We start from the raw sequence: 21647 nt of genomic DNA, 5'->3' as shown, positions 1-21647 counted from the left end.
GAAAACCATACTCACGCAGAGGCTTAAATCGAACACTGTGGCGGCTTAGAGAGAAACCGCCTCGCGAGTTCATCAGAGCCAAAACCGAAACCGCTTAGGTATCCGGTGAAACGGGGGCTGGTTCAGTCATCGAACTGGTCCAAAAATCACAAGTTTCGCACCAAAGAAGTCAAACCCCTGCGCCTAACCTAATCATTGGGTAGTAACGCTGCGCGGCTCGTCAGCGCTCACTCCGACGGGCAAAAAGCTTCGGCATTGCGAGACAAACCTGCCGATCACAGTTTACATTCTGAAGTCAGCCTTGACTGAAAATCACAAAATTCAAAGCATCAGCCAAAGCATCACGGCTGCCATGCCCACCATCATTAGATTTTCAGTCAGGCTCACGAAACCAAGTGGAACGTTTGAACTTCCACCAACGCAGGCGCATCTCAGCTCGCGTTTGTCGATGTAGACTGCCTTAAACACACTGATTGCTCCGATACTCGCGATAAGGAGCGCTGCGGGTGCGGACACCCAAGTAAGGATCATTCCTGTCATAAGGATACCCGCGCCGGTTTCCACAAATGGATAGACATAGGCATAAGGCACCCATTTTCGTGCAAGCAAATCGTAGTTGAGGAACATCGTAGTGAAGCCCTCGACATCGCGCAGTTTCTGCATGCCAAGAAGGATCATTGAAACCGAGATGAACCAGCCGAGTGTCTGCCAGGTGATCGCGCCAAGAGACCCTATAGAGAGTGCGACTGCGGTGAGTGCAGCAACCGCGAACAGATACAAAACGGGTCGATAAGTAGTTGCTTTGGGGTCCCAGCCCGCAAGCTTCTCGCGAAGGTCCGTATAGCCACCAACACGTTCGCCCTCGATCCAGGCCTGCGGTGTCGTCTTAACTTTATGCTCAGCCTTGAAGGCATCCACTTCGGCGCGTGTTCGGAATAAACGATCATCGACTTGGTAGCCCGTACGTTCGAGAAGCCATCGCGCCTTTTGCCCGGACGGGCACAGGTGATCAGGCAGGGCCATTCTGTAAAGCACTGCTGTTTTGCCAACCGCCGCATCAGCCGGATGCGTATCTACGTCAGCGATATCGCGGGTGTCCTTCGGCATGGCGTTCTCCATCTCAGCGCTTCATATTCAAGAATAAGTTGAGTAGTTGATCTCGAAACTCTATATACCCCCCTAGGGTATATGAGTAAGGGTGTGGGCTTTGTTTTTGCGCTCACTCGACTTTCCGACGGACACCATGCGAAAAGATCGCCATGCACGAAAACCGTGAAGCCACATTAAAACGCCTCAAACGCCTAGAAGGTCAGGTCCGTGGGATCGCGCGAATGGTGGAAGAGGATCGCTATTGTGTTGACGTTTTGACGCAAATCGCAGCCGTGCGCGCGGCGCTCAAGGGTGTCGAGAAGCTCGTGATCGATGATCACGCATCCCATTGTATCGAAGATGCGCTCGCCTCTGGTGATCGGGAGGATCAGCGGGCAAAATTCACTGAATTGCTTGAGCTGCTCGACAAGGCGCGCGGCTGAGCCGTCAGAGATTGATCGGCGGCGTTGTCACAGTGGTTATCATTGCTGTTGCCAAAAGGATCAGAGCAACAGCTAGCATCTCCAACGAAATAGATCGTCGTAGCGCATCTGCTGTACCCGGTTTCCCGGCACGCAGGGCCGGGACAAGTCTCACTTTATTCAGCGCAGCCAAACCAAGTAAGGCGGAGACAACCCCTACTTTAAGCAAAAGCCCCAAGCCATACGCTGTTCCAAACAAGGCGGCCAAGGAACCCGAAAGTAGATATGCGAGCGCTGTTCCAGCAATCACCAGGACGGCCACACCAAAGACAGCGATCTTGCCAAAGTGGTGCAGTAAATCAGCCCCAATAGGCAAGAATGCCGTGCGGCGCAAAGGCGCGAGGGCTCCAACCCAGAAAGCAGCGGCCAGAAGGTGTAGCACCAGCAAGACCGCCAGAGCGGCCCTGGGCTCCCCAAGAGCGTGTCCCACTTGAGTAAAGGATATCGCCACGGCAACGGAGCCCCCCAAAGCGATCCAGTGCCCAATACGAGGAACCAAAATCGCGAGTATCGCAAGGTCGCCTGCGCCACGCCAAATAGCGGCGGTCCCAAGTGGACTGTCCCAAACAAACCCAAGCATCATCGGGTCTGCCGCACCCTCAAAGCCCATCCCAGATATCCGAGCTGCTCTGATGCCGAAGCGCAAGGCCAGCACGGCTAGCCCGACGAGCGCCGCGCCAACCGCGAGCTGTCGCGCAGTGCGAAGCGCGGGGGCGTCAGCACGCGTTGCAAAAACCGTCGAAAATAGCACACCGCCCATGGCGACCAGTGCTGCGCCATAGCCAATCGCTTTTGCCAAGATGGCCAGAACGGCAAGACCGTCGATAGGAGCCAGTCCGGTCACTCCGAGACTGTGAAAGAGAAGCTGCCCTGCATCGGGTGCCCGTCTGAGGCCATGCCACGCCAGTCGAAGCGGTAGCTTCCGGGCGCAAGCTCTTCCAAAGGCGTTGCACGAAACTCTCTGGCGGGTTCCATTCCAGTCTCCCGTTCAATTTCGACATCGCCATCCGGTGAGGTCAGCGTGACAGAGATGATGCGCATCGGATCATCGAACCGCATTGAAATCTCTGACACGTCTGAGACGGTTGTTCCATCGGCTGGCGTCGTCCCTTCCGAGTCAGTGTGGGCAAAGGCAATTACGGGAGCAATGGCTGCGGCCAAGCCAAGAAGAGTTTGTCTAATCATTTGAATTTTCCTCTATTCGGACTGGGCATTCAGTTCATCATGATACTCACGAAGGTCATCGGGCCAGGTTGATTTGATGAAAGATAACACAGCGATGATCTCTTGATCGCTGAGCACACCTTCGTAGACAGGCATACCGGATGGGGGGGCATTCTCCATCAGTCCGGCCAACCCATATTTGGTCAGCGTGAAGAGCGTTTCATCGTTGTGGTGCCATGTATGCCCTGTGGCGTCGTGCGGCGGTGCAGGTAGCAAACCGTCTTCCCCACGAATGCGCCAGTTTGGCTGCCCCTCAAGGCGCGAACCATGACAGGCAGCACATTGATCAGCGTAGATGTCTTGACCCAGAGCAACCACTTCGGCGTCGTCAGGTGTCAAGAGTCCGACCGTATCAACGGGTTGCGCCATAACGAATGCTGCGGCTAAACCGGCGAGCGCAAGCCCGCCGGTGATAAGAACCGTTTTGCGACCTACCATCAGGTTTCGAACGGCTGAGCTGTGCCCGCGCGATAGTACACGGTGCCTGTGCCAGCCTCTCCGCCAAATGCAATGACATCGTAACGAGCGGACGGGTCATCGCCCATACCAGGAGACCCAATAGGCATACCTGGAACAGCAAGCCCTGTGATGGCCGGTCGATCTTGAAGAACGGCTTCCAATGCTTCGAATGGAACATGCCCTTCAAAGACGTAACCGTCGGCTTCAATGGTGTGGCAGGATGCGAGCTCAAGCGGAATGCCGCGATCTGACTTCTGTGCCTCGGGGTCGGTCAGCTCCTCAACAGTGACAGCGTAGCCGCGTGCGCGGGCCAAATCAGCCCAGGCGTGACAGCATCCGCAGCCCGGCGAGGTGAGAACGTGCATAGGCGTTCCTGCACGGGCTGGCATAGCAGCCACCACAAGCGCAGTTGCGGACAGAGTGGTGAAGTGACGACGTGTGATCATGTCTATCGGTCCTTTGATTTGAAAAATGAATGGATTGCGGGCAACGCCCGTTGCCATTCAGGCTTTCGGAGGACCGGTTGGGACAGCCAGTGTCAGGTTCGAAAAATCGACTTCAGCGTGCAGCACATCATTGGCCGTTCTGCTTGCGGGATTGACTGACGAAATCGCAGATGTGGCTACAAGATCACCAAAACAGGGCGTTGATCCCATGCTGCTCGTGGTATCGCAACAGTCAGTAAGCGCCTTCTCAGCATCAGCCAACAGGTCGTTTTCTGTCATTTGAGCGTGGTGGTCGGCGTGATCCGATCCGTGGTTCAAGCCATGCATCACAGATGCGGTGGATGCACCGGCGAATGCAACAACAAGAATGATCGACACCACTAAGCGAAGCATACCAGATACCTACTGGGGGTATCTGGTTTTGACAAGTCACGAGGGTGTGCCGCCGCTGCCGATCCTAGTTGCATCCATTATGGTTGCGCCACATCTCTGGATCATGCCCGTCGGGAACAGAGGCGCAAGGATCATCTGAATATCCGCGCAAGACCGAATACCGGCGGACTTGGGCGTCTGTCAGCAAAGGCAAAGTCAACAGATGCGCATTCAGATGAACGAGGCGGAGAGCTGCCCGCGCTTCACCTGCCTCCATGACAAGCCGCTCAAGAGTCTCGGCGTCTGGCGCACCTTGTTGAAAGGCAGCATCTAACGCTTCTTCAGCCGCGACGAACCGCTCCCCTGCCGTTATGGCATCTGTCTGCATCTGCGTCCTGATCGCCTCAACGGCGGCTAACTGGTCTTCGTCAAGACCAATTGCTTCCGAAAGTTCGAGGAGATGAGTCGGCCCCGGGACACCGTTGAGCTCCGCAGCTCGGGCAAGCCCCCATCCTCCACCCTGAGCGATCTCCACCAAGTCCTGTTCCGATAGGGACTTGATCAAGCGCGTTTCTTCACCGGCGTAAGTTGAGACTGTCGATCCATGGCTTCCATCATGAGTCTGGGCAAACGCAACAACTGGCAAGATCATTAAAAGGATCGCGTAAGGCTTGGTTGCCATATTTGAAGTCCTCGATTGGTCCATAATTGGATCCAAGCCATTGCACAGCTCGTGCAAAACAGAACATGATAGAAATCATGTCAGATCACTGGCTTCACTGTTTTGACGGCGCACCGGAACGAACGCTGATACAAGGCGAAACGCTGTTTCGGCGTGGCGATACAATCGAATGGGCTTTCTTGGTTCGTGAAGGGCGGGTCTCCCTTCATCGGGCGTTACGAGACGGCGGGCATTTGACGCTACACAGTGCCAATGCAACTGATCTCGTCGCCGAAGCATCGCTCTTTGCGGAGCGTTACCATTGCGACGCCGTGACGGATACGGCGACGACAGTATCCGTAATCCAGAGGGCCAAAATGGTAGCGCTGCTAAATAGCTCTTCTTCGCCCAACCATCTTTCGGTCAGAGCTTTCGAAAGAACAGCGAAAGAGTTACAGACCTTGCGCGCCCGCATTGAGATCATGCGTTTGCGGAAGGTGACGGATCGTCTGGACGCTTACCTCGAACTCTTCGGCCCCCCAGGTGAAGGCGACTGGGTGCGCGTCGCTGATTGGATCGGGGTGACGCCGCCCGCTCTATATCGTGATCTAGCTAAACGTCGGCGGCGTGATCCACCCAGAGCCTAGGCAAGTTTTCGTCCTCATTCGTCAAGCCGCAGGAACTTAGTAAGTCTGGGCTCCTCGCCGCTATTTTATGCGCTCTCCATGGATGTCCGCTGACACAATAGGACTAACCGGCACCCCAACATTTATCCATCCTTGTTTGTCCTTTAACGCGCGAATGGACGATACTCCAACGATAGACCAGCAACTTCATATTCAGCAACTGACCGACCTGTGGCCTTCTCAGGCATGAACAGAGCGACATTCATACCATCACTCAATGAGCTGCTATACGCCACACCATCAAAGCCGCACTTCTTGATGAACTCGCACAAGAATTGGCTAGGAATGTAGTTGATCGCGGCGCCATCAGGAACGACCGGGGTTGCCAACTCTTTGCCGAGTATTTCCAGGAAGTCGATGTCTCCACGCAGGAGCGCGATGCTGCCTTCATCTTCTTCCAGGAATGGCGAAACTAGGGTTCTGGGCGCACGCAGATCAACAATCTTCAGACCAGAATTGAGAACAAAATCAGCAACGCTGACGATCTCGCCTGGTTGCGCACGCACCTCACAAATCGCCGTCTCCACCGTCGATCCAAGATACAAGTATGGGATTCCTATTGGATTAGCGCGCCCCGAACTCGCAAACTTTGCCGGGGGTGCTCCCATACTCTCGATGGGAATCGGCTGCCCATCTTTCTCAATTCTGGATCGATACCAAACTTCAGGTTTTTCATCATCACGCAAGATGAGGCTTGGAAGGTAGTTTTGCTCCAACCGGTCAGTATCGATCACGCTGTCTGGGAAGTAGCGATTATTGAACTTGAGTTCTTCAGTCAGCGCCCGCCACCGCTCCAAGCTGTCAGTGCGACAGCTCTCTGACAGACCGAACTGCCCTCGGACAATCTCGCCATCGTCAAATATCTCTCCAAGCAAAATCTGTGCTTGCGCGTCAGAGATATTAGGATTGTTGAACAGGCACCAATCTGCGCTCAGCCACTCTACCAACGACTTCCCTTCTTCGGCACGTGGATAGATAGTCAACAGCAACTCAAAGAAGTTCGCTAGCTCACGTGCGCTGACGAGCGGCTGGTTCTCAGCGCCACAGGTCGGGCAGGTTCCTGTTTGTGATGATCGTTGGGGGATAATCTGATCTCGCAAGCCTGCGTCCCCAAAACACTCTGGGCAACACAACATCACTGGGCCGGATTATCCTCAAAGTACTGTGCGAAGGTCTCGATATGATGCTTCATGGCGAGCTTCTTCACGTAGCCCAAACCAGGGTAATGCCCTTTGTCATGAAGCTCTCTAAACTCGGCTATCGCTGATGTCTCGTAGTACTGGTTGTCTGGCGAACCCAGATGCGAAATTAGCTTCGCCAGAGCTTCAGCAAACTTACCGGCGGGGTCAGTTGGGGTATCCTGCCGATCCGACTTGAAGTGGCGGATATACATGATGTCGTCGTCGGCGGCATTTATGTAGGTCAGATGAATTGCAACAGTGTAGGCCGGTCCACCGCTTTCCTGGTAGTCATCGCCGACCATGAGAAAGTCGGCAAACCCTGTCGTCCCTTCCAGACCGTAGGTGAGATGCAGGTCCGAAAACACCTCCACATTGGGGTGGTCAGCGTTGCGTCTTTTCTCAAACCCATCTCTCAACAGCACTCGGTGTTGCTGGTGCTTGAAGTGCATCTGATACAGCTTGCCGGATTTCCCATCCTCAAAGACGCTGAAAGCGATTGCGTCATTGCCTTCGATTGCGGCGGCCAGGGCTTTCGACTGAGAAAACCCGCTATGTACTAATGCAATGTCGTGGCCTTCGAAGGTGTCGATGATTGCACTTGCTTGTTCGAGCGTCGTGGACTCATCCAGTAAGACGCCGACGATAACTTGCTTATCCTCGCCATGCTTCTCGTTGATCAGGTTCACCAGCTCAGCATTGGAGCCTGAGAAATCTCCGATCCGGGGATTCACAATCACGATAATACTCGCCCCTTCCTCAAGGGTGGTATCAATCGTTTTACTCAAACCACTGAGCTGAGATTTGACTGGCTCTACAATGGGAACAAAGCTGCTTGCGCTGAGCGTGGGGGCGCTCTCTCTGATCGTAATCAGCTCGTATTGCTTGCCCCTAAAATAAGGAAAATAGATCAACTAACTGCCCATCCTTTTGCCTCGACCAAAGGCGCTCTGAGAACCTCAATTAAATTACTGAATTCAATGTTTGATATTTTGGTGCTTAGGGCAACAGATTGCAGTGAGACAGGCAAATCCTGAATGAACGGCGCAAGGTGTGTGAGTGTTCTGGTTTTCTTGAGCACTTTCACCATGGCGCAATGCGCCTGCGTGGACGGGATAGTCCTGAAGACTTCCAAGTAAGCCTGATACCGGCGGGTATTGGGCACGTCAGGGATATCATAACCAAGGTCTTTCAAGATGAGGCCCGCTTCCCGCGTACTGACAACATCAAAGATGCTTGCCGCATCTGTGCGTTCTGGTGCGTTCTGTGCCGCTCTGATCTCGCTGATCTGATACCGACCAGACAACCTTAGAATACCAACATCCGAAGGCACTGCATCGAGAACAGAGGCCAGATGGTTCTCACCGACGATGACGTTGACCGACGCGAAAACCTTTCGGTACTCGTCGATCTGACGCTCCAAGCGGCTCAGGCTATCTCGCTCGGACTTGATCTCATAGACAGTCCCGGTGCCGTTGAGAATGACAACATCGGCCTTGCATCGACCGACACGAAATTCTGTCATCATCGATGCTGTGTTGAGGGAATGCGTCCCCAAGAGGACCTTATGTGTCAGTGCCGCTTTGTACGCATACTCGTGACGAAATTCTGTTTGTCGAAGGTAGCCAAACGCGCACTCGAACGCCTCGCCGATTGTCACACTCTCGGCGAGTTCACGGTCAATTCCAGACTCCACGAGCAACCTGGCGAACATTGGAGACCGGCCCGTCTTCGCCAGCTCTTTTATCACTGATCGAGAGAAGAACCTACTGACCGCCGATGCACTTATTGCGCTGTTATTATTCATTTTTTGCTACTTTCCTCATTTTAAGAGTAGCAAATCAAGCACACCTTGGAAAGGCGTGTGATATTGTTTTCAAAAGGAAATTTCCTTTTTGTTGCACCCCGTATTCGCCTTACACCCCTATGAGGGGTCGAAGTAAGTCCACCCTGCCCTAACGGCCTGGCCGGAACCTTAGAACGTTTACCCGTTTGGGTAAGAGCTGGTGGTCTGTGTTTTCCCCTGCTTCGTCTGAGCCGCCGTCGCAAGAAGCGTTGTTCAGCTATCCATGGTTCTGTCTGCAAGGATTAAAAACCAACTTGTTGGCGCGCAGCGTCCTTGCGGGCATGGTTCTGGATAGATGATCATAAGCTTTGACGGTAGGCATGAAGCTGGCGGGAAACGTACCCCTCTGCTTTGGTGAGAGTCAGAGCAAAACCGACCTACCCTGTCCACAAGAACTGACGGTTGTCATTCAAGCGCTGTCAAATCCACATGCCCTTCTTCGAAGGCAATTTGCGGTGTCCTCTCCACAAGAAGGATGGTGAATATTCTGGGAGATCATTCACCACTGGCCGATAAAAGAGCATTCGGCGGCGAGCGTGAGCGAGCTGATCGCCGAATTCCTTTAGGTTCATCGCCTATGGCGATGTCCGCTTCTCTATATAAGATATTATCCCTTTAAGGGATTCATATAAGCCAAGAGGCGTGATGTCTCAAAACCGTTTCTCAACAATGGTTTGCGGGGGCATTGTTGAGAAATCGGGATACACTTTAACACGGTTTCGGATACACTTTAACACGGCTAGTGGCCGTAAACCGTTGGAATCCTGCAGGATTGGCCGGATACACTTTAACACGGTTTTAGCAAAGTAACTGAGTGACGTTGGCCGGAACAGGCGGCGGCGATTTTCGCAGCACAAGCATGTCGCCTTCCAGCTCGATCTTGAAACCCGGATAGATGCGAGAGATGGCTTGAAGGTCTCCTTTGAACTTCGCCCTGAAGTTCTTTGGTGTGGTGATCTCCGGCGCAAAGATCGGTTGCAGATGTTCAAGCTTGATCTTAACCGTCTTGTCGCGGCGAATGAGAGGCGTGCGGTATGACAGCCAGCAATACAAGTCCATGCGGCGCGGGCTTCGTTGAAGCTTCACTAGATGGCCCATATCGACGGGCACGCGACGTTCTGAGATGGCGTCAAAGAAGCGCGGGTCTAAGATCATCTCAGGACGCCAGAAACTTTGCTGATCGGGATGCTTCTCTAGCCAGAATGTCAGCTCTTCGGCGATGCTCGCCTTCTTGGTTGTCACCTTGTCCTCTTCCCAACCACCAATCACAAAGTCAGCCGACGCGACGTTTTGGACTTCGCGCGTCAAAGCTTTGCCGTTCGGTCCCGTGATCGGGATGTTCATCTTTTCCATGAAGCGGCGAAGAGACCTGCCCATATCGATCTCTCGGGTATTGCGCTGCACAGCATAGCCGATGATGTACGGAATAATCAGGCGGGCTTTAGCACCAGATGGCAGAGCGCAATCAACAAACTGTCCTTTGTTGTCACGGTCAGCGATCAGGCCCGCACGGACCACCAGAGATGCATTCCCGTGGTGAACCTTCCAGTCGCGGTGATCGAGCGGCATTTCCTTCTGCGGTAGGAAGCATTGCATCATCACGCCATGATAATAGCCGATGTCACGGCCTAACAGCGCGTCTTGCGTGTCCTGGGGCACCGGACGGGCTGTGAGCGTCAAATCAGCGGCACGCTCTACCAAGCTGTGTGCACCCCCGCCAAGACGTGCCCGTGCCTGATCTTCCATGGTGTCAGTGATGAAGCGCATGTCTTTGCGTTTGATCAGCGCGTAGAAGAGCTTGCCAGGTGTACCTTGCTTGTCCTCTGCGAGAGCCTTCTCAGCAAATGAAAAGAAATCAAGCGCCCTGCCCGCATCATTAGTCCAGAATCCACGACGCACGGCTTCACAGTACAGTAGCCCGAGCGTTTCATCGCTCGCGAGGTCTGCTGCTGTGATGTTGTCGAAGTCTGCGATCTGGTTCTTATTTTTTTTCATTAGATTCAGTCTTAGAGGATCGGTCAGTCTACGCCGTGAAAATTATGGGTTTCCCAGAAACTATCCTGTGGATCGTTGAGCTTCTCGCGTAAAGCATCAAGCGCATACTGCAAGGTTTGACCTTTGACCCATTTGTGGTCCTTGGTCATCTGCTCCAGCTCCTGGCCAGTCTCTGCGCGGGCCTTCACAGTGAGCGGCACATTGCGCCCTGTGCGGAAGTTGTCTGAGCGAATGAAGGTCGATTTCTTCTTGCGCTTACGCTCCGTGAACCCCTGATCAGCGGCGACGGAATCGGCGGCTGTGATCGCGGCGGATTGTTTAGCTTGGGGCTGTTCAACCTCGGGCTTTGGAGTTGGTGCAAAGCTTGCTGCGAAGGCGTCTGCTTCGTCATCATCAGCAAAGGGGTCATGTAGCTTCGTGTCCATTTATGCGGCCTCCTGCTTTGCTTTGGACTTTGCGCCCTGCCCTTCTGCCACCGGACGCAGCGCCGCAAGCACCTGGTTCACGAAGACCCGTGCATTGAAATATGCTCGGCCTGGATCGTTGACCTTCTTCGGATCGAGATCGAACAGCAAACTTGCATAGCCAAACAAGGCGGCGAACGCATCCCTTTCGATCAACTGGCAATCAAGAACCTCAACGCCACTATTGCGCATATTGGCAATGGCCTGCTTAACCGTGCGAGAGACGCCAACAGCCTTTTGCCTGGTCATCAGCACACGCACTGGGATGTCTTTGCCTGCGGTCTTAGCCGCGGTTCTCACAAACTTAATCGCCTTAGCCGCATGCTTTTGATCCAAAGGCGTGCCCGTGGATGTCACGATGACCATATCCGACATTGCGGCTGCTCGTGCAGCAGTCTGGTTTGCACTGCCCTCGGTATCGACAATGACAAATGCACTTCTGCCAGATGCCTCGGCGATCTCATGCGGTACGCGATCTGGGTCAAGCGCGGTAACGAACTCAAACTTCTCACCATTGCCCCCGTCTTTCTTCCACTCTTCGAATGGTTTGTTGGGGTCACAATCGACGACGGTAACGCTGTTTGAACGTGAGAGAATTTCGGCGAGAAGGAAAGCGGATGTCGTCTTTCCGGTCCCACCCTTCGTTTGAAAGAAGGTGATGACTGGCACTGCTCGATTCCTATATTTTGTTGTTGTTGCGCCGAAAGGCGCGATTTGTTGATACAAGCGTGCCAGATTCACACCAAACGGTCAACCGTGTACCAAATCAGTGTACGGTTTACTCCACAGGTATACCGTTTACCTATACAGTGTACGGTATACCGTTTCCTGAGCCTTAAAGGTCCAAGCCATCATCATCGATATCCTGCCCGCGCGCCTGCTTCTCAGAACGCTTACGATCTTGGTGTTTCATAGCTTCACGCCTGATTGCATCCATATCCAGAGGCTTATTCGGCTCGTTACGTCCTGAAGCCTCACCCTTTCCAGGATCGGCTGTTCGGCTCTGCTGATCTTCACGCTGCTTCTCGCGATAGGGCTGGCGATCCCGAATGTCGGGTTCGCGTTCTCGGCGTGTTTTCTCACGCTGCTCACGAAGAGCTTGAAGGTCAGGTTTGATCGTCTTGGGTAGGGTAGGGGGCTTATTCTGCCCCTCAGACGCTCTCTGAGCGGCCTGGACGCCCTTCCCTGGCTTCATGGTCCACCCTTCGTCCTCACGGCGTTCCTGAGCCTTTCTGAGGCCCTGTTCGAGCAACCGGGCCTTCTTCATCTCCTCGGCGGCACGGATATCTCGCTGCGATTGCTGCTGGCCCTCCTGAAGCTGCCTCTGGCGATCCTCTTCGGCTTGGACACGGGCGCGTTCATATTCGAGCTGTTCAAGCTGCTTTTTGTCCTTGCGGGTCGTTAGGGTGATGTCGCGAACGAATTTGCGCCACCCACGGACCTCAAGACGGGACGCAACCTGCTCGTGTTGGCGCGAGATACCTTGCTTGGTTTGGCCAATCTCAGCATCAAGGGACGCCTCAAAAGCTGTCATGTCTTCGGCAAGCGTTGCTTCGAACTGCTTCTGCCGCTCCTCCTGGTCAAGACGAAGCTGGTTGCGCTTGGCGTCCTGCCAGGCAGCAAGCTTGCGCTGCTCAAAGGCGACCTTGGCATCGAGTACGTTTCCGGCCTGGGTGATGTCGTTCATTAGACCATTACGAGCTTCGATGGCGCGGTTTTCGTTACCTCGGTGAGAGGACCGGCCGTCGCGCTCGATCTCAGTGGCAATAGGGCCAAGGTGCTTTTGTGGCTCGCGCATGATGCCCTGGTCTTCAAGGCTGCGATGATCAACCCGCTCAGATGATCCAATGCGCTCAAGCTCGCGGTTCTGGTGATCCGCCCAGGCTTCGCGCCATTCCTCAATCATCTCGGTCTTGTGCCAGTCGCGGTTCTTGTTCTTGGCCCAGGCATCACCGACGAATTCCCGGGTGGTCAGCATGACATGTGCGTGGTGATTGCGCTCATCTGCTGCCGGATGAGAGGAGGGGGCGTGAATGGCGATGTCGGCAATCATGCCGCGCGCAACGCATTGCTCGTCGACAAACCGCCGGACCAAGTTCACACGCTGCTCGTCATTCAGCTCATGCGGCAAGCTAAGCTGAATCTCGCGAGCGAGTTGTGCATTGCTGCGGGTCTCGACCTTGTGGACGGCATTCCAAAGCTCGGTGCGATCCAGCATCCAGTCGGGCGTGTTGTCTGGCGTAAGGATTTCAGTGTGCAGGACACCGCGCTTAGCCGTGTAATCATGAACAAGGCCGGTCTGCCGATCTTCGATCCGCTGTCCGGCGCGATAGGCTGCTGCTGCCGTCGCTGAACGACCGCTGCTCTTGCCGATCATGTTCACGCTAAGCCTATACTGCGCCACAGACACCTCGCATCAAAGGACGGTCCTTTGCGGTGATCAATCCGACGGCGGATTGTCCTGATAGACCGGGGAAACGGGCTGCGCATCCAAACGGGCGACGGTTGGTCTTCGTGTGAGGGAGAAACCCCACGAGCTGGTTTTCAGGGGTGGCGATAGACCCTTGAATGCACGGTTCGGTACAGGTGGAGAGGCACGTCTCCAAGTCCTGTTTGTGGTTTGCGGCAACACGCATATCGTCCGATGAATGCCCCCCGTGGGCTGAAACGGACGACGCAGCAAAGGAAGATTGATATCGACTATTGCTGCCCGTCATCGGGACGGAACCCGACGCACGCAAACTCGAAGCCCGTAGGGTGGCCGTAGGCCAAGTTTGCATAAGTGCGCACTTCGCGATTACTTCGATCTCTGATCCTGTTCCTACATCTGCTGCCATATTTGAATTTTACCACGAAATTTGTCATAATAGCAAAGGGAGGATCGATGGCACGCAAGACAGATGAACAACGACTGCAAGAGCTTCAAGAGACACGAGCCAAGCTGGCCGAACGAGAGAAGGGCATCAAAGCTCGCCTCTCAGCCAAGAAGCGAAAAGAAGATGCACGCCGCAAGGTCATCGTTGGAGCGGTTATTCTCGCCAACGCTGAACACGATGAAGAGTTTCATGACTACATATGGACGATCCTAAAGAACCGGGTCATTCGCGATACCGACCGCGAGTTCCTGGGTCTACCTCCGCTCACAGAAGCGGATCGTCGGCGGATCAATGAGGCAGACGCCAAACGCAAAGCTGCCCAGAAATTGCGGGCCAAGAAATCAGATTCCTAAGAGCTGGTTTCAAGCTCACCAGCAAAACAAGCAAATGCCTGCTTCACCTCCACCCCCATCACATTGCCCCTGGTTTGGTGAGGGCAACGTGACGGCGGCTCCGGCGAAACAGGCATCAGATAGGCCAGCTCTTCCCATACAGGGTTAGGGTGTTACGTCCCGATCTTGGATGTGGCTTTGGGACCGTGTAGCACGGTGCTGCTCAGCCTCTTTACGCACCAGGTCGAAGTCTACTGCGAGCGGCTTACGCAGGGCTTGCTGTGCATTGTCTCCAAGATCATTGGAGACATGCTGCAAGATGCGATGACCACGATTGACGGCGTACTGACGGGCGGCTTCAACACTGGCATGAACCTGGGTCTCGACTGTGCCGCCAATGGTGTAGTCGAGTTCTACCGTGTGATCTCTACGCGCCCTCTCAAAAGAAGAAACCCCGTCACGAGTGACGGGGTTGTGCTGGCCCTCACGCGGCCAATGGTTGGGGGTAGGGCGTTTCATATCTCATGGCCTTGCTCATGACCCTGACGCTGCGCCTGGCGCGCTCTGTGAGCCTGTGCGTCCCGCCTGATCGTGTCCATGTCCTGGACTGGTCGCTTGTCGGGTTGTTCACGCTGCTCTTGAGCAAGCTCCTGCATTCGGTTGATAGCCTGAGGTAAGAGGGCATTGAGTTTCAAAAGATCATTGCGGGTGAAACTGCTTGTCCGCTTGTACTCGTCTTCTTCCTTGTAGGTTTTGCTCACTTGGGCGTTGTGCCAGGTGCCGTTCTCGCCCTGGCGCTCAAACACAGCGATTTCGACGGGGTAGTCTTGAAAGGTATCGACGGGTCCATTTCCCTTGGTCATCATATCAGTCTTTCTATGAATGGATGATGCGCGCTGAGCAGACCACAGAAAGCGCCAAGCGGCCTCCTGTGGACTGACCTGACGCATTAGGCGGTTTCGACTTCGCTCGCTGTGAACACGCTTAAGACCCGATAGGATTGATCGGTGCTCATCGGGTCCGTGGCTGGCTGTTCGCAGTTTTCATCCGCGAAATAGTCGATCTGCCAAACGATCTCACCGACGCTTGGATGCACAACCAGGCCAAAGGCATGTTCTTGGTCCGATGGATCAAAGCCATCATGCTGGCGCACAAGAGCGCAGATATCAGCGGTGATCGCTTCTCCATGTTCTTCCAGACCAGGACTGAGAACCCACATGCCGGCGATGCCGGCATTACCCTCAGCCGCACGAAACGCATCGTTGATTGATGCGAGTGAAGTCGTGTGAACCGTGAGATCGGGCGGCTCCTGGGCCTTCTTCCCACCAAATTCACGCTCGATGTCGGAAAATCCACGCGACACCTCATTGAGCAAGCTCTCAAGATCAAAGCTCATGTCTGGGTCTCCCTATCGGATGTCCATTGAAGCTTCTTCCGCACCAGGGAAGAGCACTTTGCGAGCACGGCGCGCGGCTTTCATGGTAGCGATTGCGCCATAGTAAAGAGCGTCTTCGATTTCCTTTTGAACGCTGCCCTCGCACCCGAGAAGATCGTAGTACTGCTCAGCGCCCATCTCGCGACGCACCTTGTTGTTCCGGATGATCCATACTTCGTAACTGACATTCGGAACTGAGCTGTTCACCTGGCCCAGGTAGTTGCGCACCACATCAACCACCCGGCCAGTGGACGCATGGGTTTTGCCGTCCTTCAGGCCAGAAATGTCGATCTCATTTTTGATTTCCTGCTGGACCTTATGCGTCTTCCAATCAAAGCCGAATTGGACAGAGGTGGCTGGCTTATCACCGCTGTAGGCAACCAGCTCAAAGCCTGCCAAGAGCTGGTGCTTAATGATGACGTCCAGCCGATCTATGATCCATTGCGCATGCCCTGCGTGGTAGTCTTTGAACACCTCAAGAACCTCTTGGGCGGTGTTTTGCAGTAGTCTTGCGCGCGTGATGGTCTGCACCGTTGCACGCGGGATGACCTTTTGTTTTACGGCCATGTCAATTCCTCCTTTGATGGTTGTTAAGCGACAGATTTCAGGTGGTTTTTGTCGTCCTCGGTCAGGCTCAAAGCCTGCGCTGCTGTGGCTAGCTCTTCGAAGCTTGCGCCTGTCGCTGCTGCTTCGAGATCACGGGCAAGACGTGCAAAATCTGGATTGAAGAGGCGGGTCTTTATCGACCGCGCAAAGCGCCTTGCGTGGGTCTTCGCGACAGCCATTCCGAGGTTTCGGAAAAAAGCTATCGACGCATCCGGGTAAGCTTCGACCAGCTTCTTGATGTCTGCGGGGCTGGTCTTCGGATACATCGCCTGCACTATGGCAACGGCGTCCTGGCCCCGTGGGTCGTATTCTACATGGACCATGCGCATGTTGCGTCTCAGCGGCCCGTAGAGCTTGCTGAGATCATTGCAGGTGATGAAAATGACCGGAGGGCGTTCTAACGCAAGCGTCTCGGCCTCTTTCTCCGTCGGATCATCATGGGTTTTCAGCTCAAACGGATTGTCGGCATACGCCATCAGTGTGCCATTCAAGAGCGGCGAGCTGACAGTGTTCGACAAAGCGTCATCAACGCGCGCCTCACTCATATCCAGGTCATCGATGAGAATAGCGCTCATCCATGCTTCGGACTGGCTTGCCCGCTTGATGGCATCGCGCAGCGTGATCGATGACTGACCCGCGTAGACGCCGCCGAGAATTGAAGATGGCAGCACATCGAGATGCACATCGAGCCGCGTGCAAGTCTCCTTCACACCAGTAGTCTTCCCCGATCCGGGTGGCCCTCCGAGTGCAAGCATCGGCGGCACGGGAAACATTCGGTTCACGCGTCGGGATGCGTTCATGAATAGGAAAGCCTGAACTTCCTCGGTCAGGTGTTCGGGGATGTGATATCCGGTCATTGAAACCTCCTTTGGTTGGTTTTGGATTGTTGGATGAGACGGCGCACCGCTGCCTTCGGAAGCATTCTCTGACGGGCAACACGGGCGCGCTGCACCATTTGCGGAGAGGGCAGGGGAAGCGGACGCGGACGCCGCTCGATCTGCTTGCGGGGCTGTTTGGGATGGCACCCAAGAAGCGTGCGGGTGAAAGCACGCAGGGCGGATTCACCATGCGCTTTGCTCGGATTGATCATCCAAACAGGCAAGGTTTCATAGCTCTTGGCGATTTTGACAAACATGCTGCGCTTGCCGTTGCGCATCACCACAGCATTGTTGCGGCCAGCCTCAAGGAACCGGCGCACCTGATCAGGTGTGACGACTGGCTTCGTCCAGCTCGCCACGGTCCACAGGAACGGAATGAACCATTTCTTGCGCTTTACCGTGGTCTCGCCGAACGCCTTGTGGGCAACATAGTCGTAGGTTTCAGGGTCATTGGTGGCCATGAAAACGACGTGCTGAGCGTTGCCCAGAATGGACATGTAGTCGTCTGGGAAGGCTTTTTTGAAGCCACCCATATCCTGGACAACCAATGTGAGCTGCACGCCCATGCCAGCCATAAGAGCGGCGGTATCACCAAGCCCAGGAAGCGCTTGGCCACCGATGGCCTGAGCTTCTTCGATCATGAATCTGGTCTTGGTCTTGAGATCGCCCTCGACCCACTCCATCACGGCCAGGGACAGAGAGACGATTGATCCAATCCATGGGCGCAACGTGGTGCGCATATCGCCGACAGGCGCGGCGATTGTAACGACAAGGTTTTTCTTTGCGTCCTTCAGATCGCAAAGATTGATGTCATTCCCCTGTGAAACCGCCTTCACATGGTCATGGTCCAAAAACGCGGTTTTGCTGCGAATGGTGGCCAGAACGCTCTCACGCGTGCGGTCATCCATCGAAAGCATCTGTGAGCCGAATGACGACACGTAGCCGTCGTAAGCGGCACACTGCTCCATCGCTTTCCAGAGCATGGTCATGGCCAGCTCTGCATCGCCGTCAGCTTCTTGGATAAATCCCTGCTGCAAGAACCGCCGGGCATCGACCATGCTGGAATTGCGGATGGTGAGCTTGGCAAAGCAATTGATCCGCGCCCAACCTTCGCGGCCCATATTCTGGAAGAACTCTTTCTCGTTCGTACCTGGGGGAAAGAAGATGCTGGCGATCCGATCGAAGATCATCGTGGTCCGATCGTCGCCTAAGCGCTGATTGATGAAATCAACTTGCCGGTGAAAGTTAATCCGCTGCGAGGGTCGGCTTGTTGTCTTCAGCGGATCGAGAACACACAGCTCATGGCCAAGCTCTTCGAGTTTGTAGCCAACCTCTTCTGTGATCTCGCCCTTTGGGTCTGTGATGATGGCACATGCATCACGCGGCATCAGCGCCAGTTCAGTTTTCAGTTGCAGCGTCTTGCCTGAGCGCGTGGACGCGACAATGACTTTGTGGCGCTCTGACGGCTCACCCACCAAGCTGTAATGGGGAATTCCCAAAGGCAGACGGGCTTTGCCTATGAGGCTGTGTCCGACGCTGTATGTCAGGGCGAGATGGGCGAGCGCCCCTGCTTTACCAGCCGAAGGCACCCCGCTGCCGAAGTTCTCTTCCTTCCACTCTTTGAAGGCTGTCCAGGCACGCCAGAACATGCGCCAGGGCAGGCGCGGCCAGTGTTCATCCCACCTGGGATCGTAAGCACCGAATGTCTTGAGAGCTGTGAAAACAACTGTGCGGAAGACAGCGTTTGCTGTTCCCACCATGACGACTGACTTCACGACGGGAACGCCGATCTCGACAATCTGAGGCACGATCTGCGCCATATGTTGCACCCCTTTAGGCTGGGGCGGAGCCATGCGCATGTCACCGCAATGGACGACTCACCAGGCTAAGCTGGTACTCCCAAAATGCCCACTTATGGGTGCTTTAGTGAAGCACCCATTTGGGTGCCAATTTATAGTTCTTTGATTTCAAGTGCTTCCATAGCACTGCGGATAGAGCTGAGTGTCACACCGTCACGAGCGTTTTCAAGATTCTGCACCGCGCGTTTGGACTTCAGACCCATCGCGTTTGCCAGCTCTGTCTGTGACCAGCCCTTGGCTTTCCGAGCTTCGCGCAAACGCTCTGCCAACACTTGGGGACTAGCTTCTAAAGAAAATACCGGTGTAATTACTGCTCTTAAATCTTCTGTATCACTCAAATATTGTGAGGCTGTGGGTCGCCATTCATACTTTGTCTTAAAACCAGCTCCTACTATATCATAGTACGCCCTAATTATTCCAATAGTCTCTTTCAGTACTTTCGGAACCACCGAGTCCTTTAAGGTGCCCTTGTACTCACCTTTCAAAAAAAACACCTTATCGTAAACTGAAACGATCCGAAGAAACTGGTTCAACTGCCCTCCTGAAAGCTCCTTAGGGTTATCTGGATCAAACAGTCCGTCACTAAACAGACGCAATAGCTGAAGAAATTGGTGTTCTGCGCCAACAAAGTTCTCGTTGCGCAAATCATCATCGAACATAATCTCAACTGGGTGTAGAACGAGCCTACCCAACTCATCAAAGAAAACTTCTCCGGTTTTAATGCCTTTCCCACTCGGCTCTTGGACTCCAGGTTCACTCTTTTCCCTGGCTTTCGCACCCGATCTTTTTAGGTCAGACTTCGCTTTCTCTGCTGTTTTATATTCTTGTTTCTGTGACAACTGCTGACCCTAATTTACTTCAAGCGAACAATAGTGCTGTGCGAAACACCGAAATCCCGCCCTATCTCACGAGCGCTATCACCCGCTGCCAACCGTTCCAACGCTCGGCGACGTTGATGCTCGGTAAGCTTGGGCTTGCGACCAGGACGCACACCTTTGGAGCGCGCCAGCTCAAGGCCTTCTTTGGCTCGTCGTACGATCCGCTCACGTTCGTCACTGGCAATGGCCGAAAGAAGCCCCAACAGAGCCTTTCCCATATCAGTGGTCAGGTCAAAGTATTCACGATCTAAAACGCGAACCAATGCACCGCGCTCAGCGATGCGGGTGATTATCTTGATGCCATCTGTGTAAGAGCGGGTCGCACGATCCCACTCAGCAACCACAAAGACATGATCAGTTCCTAAGGCATCGATGGCCTTCTCAAGCTGCGGTCGGCCTCTGACGGTCCTACCAGTCGCCTTGTCAGAAAATATCTTCTCGCAACCTTCTGCACGCAAGGCAGCAATCTGACGGTCTAGATTTTGGCTTGGGTCGCTGACACGCGCGTATCCGATTTTCATAGGAAAAGTGTATCAGATCGCAAACGTATTTTGCACCGTAAAAACGCACCACCCGAAACCTTTGGTTTTCCTGGATTTACGCAAGCGGTGCAAAAAGTATGAGTTTTGCACCAAAAAGGTCTAACCCCTGTGCCTACCCCAATCATTGGGTAGCAACGCTGCGCGGCTTATTTGAGCTGACAAAAAACGCGTGAAGGTACGATCAATCAGTGTTCGTGACGGCAAAGCTCATGATCAGCCAGGGACGCTAGCACGTAGCAATCCTGCGACACGCCTTCACCGTCGCAGCCTTTGGAAATCCGAACCAGCTCCTTCTCAAGTGCGCGAAGCCGTTTGATCTTGGCTCTCACATCCGAAAGCTGTGAGACCGCAATATCTGTCGCGGCCTGACACGACCGATCCGGGTGACCTTGAAGCTCAATCAGCTCGGAGATCGCTTCAATCGAGAAACCCAAATCGCGTGCGTGCTTAATGAAGCTTAGGCGCTCCAACCCCGCCACATCATAGCGCCGTTGATTTCCTTCGGTGCGTTCAGGCTCGGAGAGCAAGCCCATTTCTTCATAGTAGCGGATGGTCGGCACTTTGACCTCCGTACGCTTTGAAAGCTCTCCGATAGAAAACATGAAAATACCTCTTGAACCTCTAGTCACTAGAGACACTACACTATGCTCAAGACAGATTCAAAAGGGCTTTCCAATGTCAGGATGTTGCGGGCATGACGCCAAGTTCGACGGCGTGTCGGATGATTACAAACGGCGGCTGTGGATCGTCATTGCGTTGAACGCGACGATGTTCGTCGTTGAGATGACTGCGGGTCACTACGCAAAGTCACAGGCCCTTCAGGCCGACGCTCTCGACTTCCTCGGGGATGCGCTGACCTATGGTATCTCGCTCGCTGTGATTGGTGCCTCAATCCGTGCGCGGACGAACGCGGCTTTGGCCAAGGGGATCAGTTTGCTTTTAATGGGTCTCTGGGTATTCGGATCGACGTTGTACCGCGTGTTCTATGTCGGCGTCCCAGAAGCGGAAATCATGGGCATCGTCGGGTTCTTCGCGCTGCTGACTAATCTCGCAAGCGTCCTCCTGCTCGTCCGTTACAAGGATGGGGACGCGAACGTTCGCTCGGTCTGGCTCTGTTCTCGCAATGACGCCATCGGCAATGTAGCGGTGATGTTCGCGGCTCTGGGTGTCTGGGGAACAGCCACGGGATGGCCTGACCTTATCGTCGCTGCGATTATGGCGAGCTTGTTCATGTCCTCCGCGTTCCAAATCGTGCGCCAAGCCTTGGCAGAGCGGCGGCAAAGCGAAAACCATACTCACGCAGAGGCTTAAATCGAACACTGTGGCGGCTTAGAGAGAA

Annotated in this window: 27 protein-coding genes; 4 read left to right on the top strand and 23 right to left on the bottom strand. The window is 54.3% G+C overall.

The genetic code is table 11. The features are described 5' to 3' along the window. Positions 1-321 precede the first annotated feature (321 nt). Positions 322-1107 carry a MauE/DoxX family redox-associated membrane protein gene (locus tag K5R33_RS18910; protein ID WP_220750649.1) on the bottom strand — a complete coding sequence of 262 codons (786 nt, stop codon included), beginning with the start codon at positions 1105-1107 and terminating at the stop codon, positions 322-324. A 152-nt stretch (positions 1108-1259) separates the two neighbouring features. Between K5R33_RS18910 and K5R33_RS18905 the strand changes: the two genes are divergently transcribed. Then, positions 1260-1532, top strand: coding sequence for a metal-sensitive transcriptional regulator (locus K5R33_RS18905; RefSeq protein ID WP_220750648.1), 273 nt, complete (start codon positions 1260-1262; stop codon positions 1530-1532). Between the two features lie 4 nt (positions 1533-1536). Here the strand turns inward: K5R33_RS18905 and K5R33_RS18900 are convergent, their stop codons facing one another. From K5R33_RS18900 to K5R33_RS18875, 6 genes are all read right to left on the bottom strand, one after another. Beyond that, positions 1537-2415 carry a CopD family protein gene (locus K5R33_RS18900; RefSeq protein ID WP_220750647.1) on the bottom strand — a complete coding sequence of 293 codons (879 nt, stop codon included), beginning with the start codon at positions 2413-2415 and terminating at the stop codon, positions 1537-1539. Further along, entirely contained in the window at positions 2412-2756 is a 345-nt protein-coding gene (locus tag K5R33_RS18895) for a copper resistance CopC family protein (RefSeq protein WP_220750646.1), read from the bottom strand. The genes K5R33_RS18900 and K5R33_RS18895 overlap by 4 nt, the downstream gene beginning before the upstream one ends. Before the next feature lie 12 nt (positions 2757-2768). Further along, the gene (locus tag K5R33_RS18890; RefSeq protein WP_220750645.1) at positions 2769-3233 is read right to left on the bottom strand and encodes a c-type cytochrome; all 465 of its coding nucleotides are present in this window, start codon (positions 3231-3233) and stop codon (positions 2769-2771) included. Then, entirely contained in the window at positions 3233-3757 is a 525-nt protein-coding gene (locus K5R33_RS18885; protein WP_255576529.1) for a DUF411 domain-containing protein, read from the bottom strand. The genes K5R33_RS18890 and K5R33_RS18885 overlap by 1 nt, the downstream gene beginning before the upstream one ends. Further along, a complete protein-coding gene (locus tag K5R33_RS18880) occupies positions 3758-4093 on the bottom strand; it encodes a hypothetical protein (RefSeq protein ID WP_220750644.1) in 336 nt (111 codons plus the stop codon). A gap of 64 nt (positions 4094-4157) precedes the next feature. Continuing rightward, positions 4158-4754: a hypothetical protein gene (locus tag K5R33_RS18875; protein ID WP_220750643.1), complete on the bottom strand. Its 597-nt coding sequence runs from the start codon at positions 4752-4754 to the stop codon at positions 4158-4160. A 65-nt stretch (positions 4755-4819) separates the two neighbouring features. Between K5R33_RS18875 and K5R33_RS18870 the strand changes: the two genes are divergently transcribed. Further along, positions 4820-5380, top strand: coding sequence for a Crp/Fnr family transcriptional regulator (locus tag K5R33_RS18870; protein ID WP_220750642.1), 561 nt, complete (start codon positions 4820-4822; stop codon positions 5378-5380). A gap of 143 nt (positions 5381-5523) precedes the next feature. On the opposite strand, the gene K5R33_RS18865 is transcribed toward K5R33_RS18870, so the two are convergent. From K5R33_RS18865 to mobQ, 7 genes are all read right to left on the bottom strand, one after another. After that, positions 5524-6519, bottom strand: coding sequence for an RES family NAD+ phosphorylase (locus K5R33_RS18865; protein WP_220750641.1), 996 nt, complete (start codon positions 6517-6519; stop codon positions 5524-5526). A 35-nt stretch (positions 6520-6554) separates the two neighbouring features. Further along, on the bottom strand, positions 6555-7511 hold the full coding sequence (locus K5R33_RS18860; protein WP_255576527.1) for a sce7725 family protein: 957 nt from the start codon (positions 7509-7511) through the stop codon (positions 6555-6557). Continuing rightward, positions 7508-8311: a sce7726 family protein gene (locus tag K5R33_RS18855; RefSeq protein WP_255576528.1), complete on the bottom strand. Its 804-nt coding sequence runs from the start codon at positions 8309-8311 to the stop codon at positions 7508-7510. Before K5R33_RS18855 ends, K5R33_RS18860 begins: the two co-directional genes overlap by 4 nt. Positions 8312-9241: 930 nt before the next feature. Continuing rightward, complete coding sequence (locus K5R33_RS18850) at positions 9242-10438, bottom strand: replication protein RepA (protein ID WP_220750639.1); 1197 nt, start codon at positions 10436-10438, stop codon at positions 9242-9244. Between the two features lie 23 nt (positions 10439-10461). Then, positions 10462-10863 (bottom strand): hypothetical protein, encoded by a 402-nt coding sequence (locus tag K5R33_RS18845; protein WP_220750638.1) that lies wholly within the window; start codon positions 10861-10863, stop codon positions 10462-10464. After that, positions 10864-11571: a nucleotide-binding protein gene (locus K5R33_RS18840; protein WP_220750637.1), complete on the bottom strand. Its 708-nt coding sequence runs from the start codon at positions 11569-11571 to the stop codon at positions 10864-10866. It abuts the gene before it with no gap. A gap of 166 nt (positions 11572-11737) precedes the next feature. Continuing rightward, positions 11738-13306 (bottom strand): MobQ family relaxase, encoded by a 1569-nt coding sequence (mobQ, locus tag K5R33_RS18835; protein WP_305067762.1) that lies wholly within the window; start codon positions 13304-13306, stop codon positions 11738-11740. 480 nt (positions 13307-13786) lie between these two features. On the opposite strand from mobQ, the gene K5R33_RS18830 reads away from it, so the two are divergent. Continuing rightward, positions 13787-14131 (top strand): hypothetical protein, encoded by a 345-nt coding sequence (locus K5R33_RS18830; RefSeq protein ID WP_220750635.1) that lies wholly within the window; start codon positions 13787-13789, stop codon positions 14129-14131. Between the two features lie 144 nt (positions 14132-14275). Here the strand turns inward: K5R33_RS18830 and K5R33_RS18825 are convergent, their stop codons facing one another. The 9 genes from K5R33_RS18825 to K5R33_RS18785 form a co-directional block, all read right to left on the bottom strand. Then, on the bottom strand, positions 14276-14629 hold the full coding sequence (locus tag K5R33_RS18825) for a hypothetical protein (protein WP_220750634.1): 354 nt from the start codon (positions 14627-14629) through the stop codon (positions 14276-14278). Then, on the bottom strand, positions 14626-14973 hold the full coding sequence (locus K5R33_RS18820) for a hypothetical protein (RefSeq protein ID WP_220750633.1): 348 nt from the start codon (positions 14971-14973) through the stop codon (positions 14626-14628). The genes K5R33_RS18825 and K5R33_RS18820 overlap by 4 nt, the downstream gene beginning before the upstream one ends. Positions 14974-15059: 86 nt before the next feature. Next, the gene (locus K5R33_RS18815) at positions 15060-15506 is read right to left on the bottom strand and encodes a DUF3768 domain-containing protein (RefSeq protein WP_220750632.1); all 447 of its coding nucleotides are present in this window, start codon (positions 15504-15506) and stop codon (positions 15060-15062) included. Between the two features lie 12 nt (positions 15507-15518). After that, positions 15519-16112, bottom strand: coding sequence for a hypothetical protein (locus tag K5R33_RS18810; RefSeq protein WP_220750631.1), 594 nt, complete (start codon positions 16110-16112; stop codon positions 15519-15521). A gap of 23 nt (positions 16113-16135) precedes the next feature. Then, entirely contained in the window at positions 16136-17008 is an 873-nt protein-coding gene (locus K5R33_RS18805; RefSeq protein WP_220750630.1) for an AAA family ATPase, read from the bottom strand. Then, positions 17005-18849, bottom strand: a complete 1845-nt coding sequence (locus K5R33_RS18800; RefSeq protein ID WP_220750629.1) for a type IV secretory system conjugative DNA transfer family protein — start codon at positions 18847-18849, stop codon at positions 17005-17007. The genes K5R33_RS18805 and K5R33_RS18800 overlap by 4 nt, the downstream gene beginning before the upstream one ends. A gap of 131 nt (positions 18850-18980) precedes the next feature. Continuing rightward, a complete protein-coding gene (locus tag K5R33_RS18795; RefSeq protein ID WP_220750628.1) occupies positions 18981-19727 on the bottom strand; it encodes a helix-turn-helix domain-containing protein in 747 nt (248 codons plus the stop codon). Positions 19728-19741: 14 nt separating this feature from the next. After that, the gene (locus tag K5R33_RS18790) at positions 19742-20287 is read right to left on the bottom strand and encodes a recombinase family protein (RefSeq protein ID WP_220750627.1); all 546 of its coding nucleotides are present in this window, start codon (positions 20285-20287) and stop codon (positions 19742-19744) included. Between the two features lie 206 nt (positions 20288-20493). Then, on the bottom strand, positions 20494-20910 hold the full coding sequence (locus K5R33_RS18785; RefSeq protein WP_220750626.1) for a MerR family transcriptional regulator: 417 nt from the start codon (positions 20908-20910) through the stop codon (positions 20494-20496). Positions 20911-20983: 73 nt separating this feature from the next. On the opposite strand from K5R33_RS18785, the gene K5R33_RS18780 reads away from it, so the two are divergent. Further along, on the top strand, positions 20984-21619 hold the full coding sequence (locus tag K5R33_RS18780; protein ID WP_220750625.1) for a cation efflux transmembrane domain-containing protein: 636 nt from the start codon (positions 20984-20986) through the stop codon (positions 21617-21619). Positions 21620-21647: the final 28 nt, after the last annotated feature.

It is taken from the genome of Jannaschia pagri (genome assembly GCF_019655435.1).
Taxonomy (GTDB): domain Bacteria; phylum Pseudomonadota; class Alphaproteobacteria; order Rhodobacterales; family Rhodobacteraceae; genus Jannaschia; species Jannaschia pagri.
The sequence above is the reverse complement of the archived record's forward strand: the minus strand, read 5'-3'. Positions and strand labels throughout refer to the sequence as shown.

Excerpts from the sequence above, each read along its gene's own strand:
- K5R33_RS18910 (WP_220750649.1), bottom strand. The coding sequence starts at position 1,107 with ATGCCGAAGGACACCCGCGATATCGCTGACGTAGATACGCATCCGGCT.
- K5R33_RS18905 (WP_220750648.1), top strand. The coding sequence starts at position 1,260 with ATGCACGAAAACCGTGAAGCCACATTAAAACGCCTCAAACGCCTAGAA.
- K5R33_RS18895 (WP_220750646.1), bottom strand. The coding sequence starts at position 2,756 with ATGATTAGACAAACTCTTCTTGGCTTGGCCGCAGCCATTGCTCCCGTA.
- K5R33_RS18890 (WP_220750645.1), bottom strand. The coding sequence starts at position 3,233 with ATGGTAGGTCGCAAAACGGTTCTTATCACCGGCGGGCTTGCGCTCGCC.
- K5R33_RS18885 (WP_255576529.1), bottom strand. The coding sequence starts at position 3,757 with ATGGCAACGGGCGTTGCCCGCAATCCATTCATTTTTCAAATCAAAGGA.
- K5R33_RS18880 (WP_220750644.1), bottom strand. The coding sequence starts at position 4,093 with ATGCTTCGCTTAGTGGTGTCGATCATTCTTGTTGTTGCATTCGCCGGT.
- K5R33_RS18875 (WP_220750643.1), bottom strand. The coding sequence starts at position 4,754 with ATGGCAACCAAGCCTTACGCGATCCTTTTAATGATCTTGCCAGTTGTT.
- K5R33_RS18870 (WP_220750642.1), top strand. The coding sequence starts at position 4,820 with ATGATAGAAATCATGTCAGATCACTGGCTTCACTGTTTTGACGGCGCA.
- K5R33_RS18855 (WP_255576528.1), bottom strand. The coding sequence starts at position 8,311 with ATGTTCGCCAGGTTGCTCGTGGAGTCTGGAATTGACCGTGAACTCGCC.
- K5R33_RS18850 (WP_220750639.1), bottom strand. The coding sequence starts at position 10,438 with ATGAAAAAAAATAAGAACCAGATCGCAGACTTCGACAACATCACAGCA.
- K5R33_RS18845 (WP_220750638.1), bottom strand. The coding sequence starts at position 10,863 with ATGGACACGAAGCTACATGACCCCTTTGCTGATGATGACGAAGCAGAC.
- K5R33_RS18830 (WP_220750635.1), top strand. The coding sequence starts at position 13,787 with ATGGCACGCAAGACAGATGAACAACGACTGCAAGAGCTTCAAGAGACA.
- K5R33_RS18825 (WP_220750634.1), bottom strand. The coding sequence starts at position 14,629 with ATGAAACGCCCTACCCCCAACCATTGGCCGCGTGAGGGCCAGCACAAC.
- K5R33_RS18820 (WP_220750633.1), bottom strand. The coding sequence starts at position 14,973 with ATGACCAAGGGAAATGGACCCGTCGATACCTTTCAAGACTACCCCGTC.
- K5R33_RS18815 (WP_220750632.1), bottom strand. The coding sequence starts at position 15,506 with ATGAGCTTTGATCTTGAGAGCTTGCTCAATGAGGTGTCGCGTGGATTT.
- K5R33_RS18810 (WP_220750631.1), bottom strand. The coding sequence starts at position 16,112 with ATGGCCGTAAAACAAAAGGTCATCCCGCGTGCAACGGTGCAGACCATC.
- K5R33_RS18805 (WP_220750630.1), bottom strand. The coding sequence starts at position 17,008 with ATGACCGGATATCACATCCCCGAACACCTGACCGAGGAAGTTCAGGCT.
- K5R33_RS18800 (WP_220750629.1), bottom strand. The coding sequence starts at position 18,849 with ATGGCGCAGATCGTGCCTCAGATTGTCGAGATCGGCGTTCCCGTCGTG.
- K5R33_RS18790 (WP_220750627.1), bottom strand. The coding sequence starts at position 20,287 with ATGAAAATCGGATACGCGCGTGTCAGCGACCCAAGCCAAAATCTAGAC.
- K5R33_RS18785 (WP_220750626.1), bottom strand. The coding sequence starts at position 20,910 with ATGTTTTCTATCGGAGAGCTTTCAAAGCGTACGGAGGTCAAAGTGCCG.
- K5R33_RS18780 (WP_220750625.1), top strand. The coding sequence starts at position 20,984 with ATGTCAGGATGTTGCGGGCATGACGCCAAGTTCGACGGCGTGTCGGAT.